At 60.0% G+C, this 1,516-nt stretch carries 1 pseudogene; it reads right to left on the minus strand.

The window, feature by feature from the left end:
- Positions 1–1,516 (minus strand): annotated as a pseudogene (locus CWO89_RS44095) (Tn3 family transposase); the annotation flags it as partial.

A 1,516-nucleotide genomic window follows, 5' to 3' on the forward strand; every position in this document is an offset into this window, starting at 1 on the left:
AGCGGCGACACGTGCTTGAGCAGCGTGTCGGGAATGTTTCTGCCCTCTCGCTTCAGATGAGTGACAGCGCGGTCGAGGTAAACAGTATTCCAGTGCACGATGGCGCTGGCGACCAGATTAAGACCGGAAGCGCGGAATGCCTGGCTTTCGAATGACCGGTCACGGATTTCGCCGCGCTCGTGGAAGAACACCGAACGCTTGAGTTTGTGCGCTGCCTCACCCTTGTTAAGGCCGGCTTGGCATCGCCGGCGCAGGGCCGGGCTCGAATACCATTCGATCATGAACAGTGATCGTTCGATGCGGCCGACTTCCCGCAGCGCCTTGGCCAACTGACTTTTCTTCGGAGATGCCGAGAGCTTCTTCAGGATCGTCGAGGGAACGACGGAGCGCGTCGTGATCGACGCTGCCAGATGGAGCAGGTCATCCCAATGGTCAAGGATCAATGCAGTGTTGATCGGCGCGCCTATGTGGTTCACGAGCGCCGGGTAAGCATCGCCTTTCTCGAATATGTGGAACTTTCGATCCTTGAGGTTGCGTAGACGCGGCGCGAAGCGTTTGCCGACAAGGGCGAACAGCGCGAAGACATGATCGCTTGCCCCGCCAGTGTCAGTAAAGTGCTCCTGGATATCGAGGATCGTGTCCTGGTCGAACAAACCATCCAGCACATAGGCCGCTTCGCTTTCCGTCGGGCTGATGGGCAGGATGCTGAAATAGCCGTACTGGTCCGACAGGTGACTGTAAAACTTCGATCCCGGTTCGCTGCCATAGTGCAGATTGACGTCACTGCGTTTTGCCGCTCGGTCGCTGGCACGAAAGAACTGCCCGTCGGACGACGCAGTCGTTCCGTTGCCCCACAGGCGGGAATGCGGGTGACAGCTGTGTGCGTCGGTGATGCGGGCCTGAGCGGCGCGATAGGTCTCTGAACGGGCGTGAAAGGTGCGCATCCAGCCGATCTGATGGGCGCTGATGCCTTTGGACGCGCTGGCCATCCGTTTCGGACCGAGATTAGTTGCATCGGCTAGGACGCCGGCCAGCATGGCGGAGACATTCCGAGGGGCGTCACCCGTGCGAACATGCGTGAACTGATCGGCAAAGCCCGTCCATTCATGCACTTCCCTCAAGAGATCAGGAACTTCGACCAGCGGATACATCTCGCTGATCTCAGCGTTCAGTTCTTCGGCTGCCGCAGGAGCGTCGCCGGCCGTCGGCGTAACGATCAGCGTTCCGGCTTCAAGACGAACACCCTCGAGCTTGCCTGCGCAAGCGCGATAGGCCAAGCGCTTCAAATTGAAGTCCAGCACCTGCCTTGCTTCGTTCAGCCAAGCGGCGCCGTCACTGCCCACACCAAGGCCAAGCCGATCCTCATCCTTCACATGGTGAACGTCGACCGCGGCATGAGGTGCTCGTCGATGGGGCGAAACGAGCGGCTCCCGTCGACCCAGATATCGGCCGAGCGAAGGCGCTCGCGCAATGCGGCAAGCGTGGCAATGTCATAGAGCCGGCGATCAGGCTTCTG

This window comes from Bradyrhizobium sp. Leo170 (genome assembly GCF_004296405.1).
GTDB lineage: Bacteria > Pseudomonadota > Alphaproteobacteria > Rhizobiales > Xanthobacteraceae > Bradyrhizobium.